The organism is Spirosoma humi, from assembly GCF_054776575.1.
The window spans coordinates 1-909 of sequence record NZ_BAAHBR010000006.1 but is presented as its reverse complement, the minus strand read 5'-3'; the positions used below and the strand labels follow the sequence as shown (position 1 = coordinate 909).

At 48.3% G+C, this 909-nt stretch carries 1 protein-coding gene; it reads right to left on the bottom strand.

All coding sequences use genetic code 11. The features are described from left to right. Positions 1-5 precede the first annotated feature (5 nt). Positions 6-791, bottom strand: coding sequence for an IS5 family transposase (locus tag ACYU8Y_RS08225; RefSeq protein ID WP_460936067.1), 786 nt, complete (start codon positions 789-791; stop codon positions 6-8). Positions 792-909: the final 118 nt, after the last annotated feature.

The window sequence follows — 909 nt, the reverse complement described above, 5'->3', positions numbered from 1 at the left end:
GTTGTCTAAAGTTTGAGATGGCGCAATAACAGCGTACAAAATGCCAGCCAGTGGAAGGCCAACCAGTTACTGGCCTTGGTTTCAAAACGAACCAATAGATTCTTGAAGCCATCTAGCCAGGCATTGGTTCGCTCAATTACCACACGTCTCTGGTAAAGTAGTTCATCAAAATATAGATAACTATCTGTCATCGGCTGATTACGGGCATTAGCCCGAATGTTGGCTTGCATGTGAGCCGTCTCACAACAAGTCCGTAAACTAGCGGCATCAAAACCTGCGTCGGCATTCAGAAACAGGCCCTCTAAGCGGATACCCGCCTGAACTAAACCGCTACACAACTCATCAAATAGGACCTGGATGTTGAATACATCGTTGTGCTCACCGGCCTGGGGTGTACTACAGGCCAGGGGAAGCCCTTGGTTGTCAGCCAGGAATAAGAGGTTGGTGGTTTTGGCCCGTTTACGACGTTGGTAGCTAACGGCCTGGCCTCCGTTCTTAGCGAGTGTATGAGAGCCATCCAGTTGGATACTGGATAAGTCAAGTCGGTGTTTGTTGACGGTCAGCAATTGAGTCCAAGCCTGCTGTAAACTTCCATCGTTAGCCCATTTATTAAAGTGATGGTAAACCGTCTGCCAACAGGGGGGTGGGCCGTCGAAAAACGCTTTAAGGGGTAGATAGCGCCATTGGCAACCGGTTTTAAGTTTGTAAAAAATGGCTTGCATCATATGTTCCAGGGGTTGTTTAGGCTTTGGCCCCCGTTGGTTAGTAGATAGATGTGGGACAATCCACACGCGGATGCTATCTTCGCTGAGCAATTGCACGGACTACGGTAAGTAAGATGGATTCGACACCCAATCAACTTCTGTGGTCCGTTTTGCATTCGATCAGCCCATAACTTTAGACAACTTC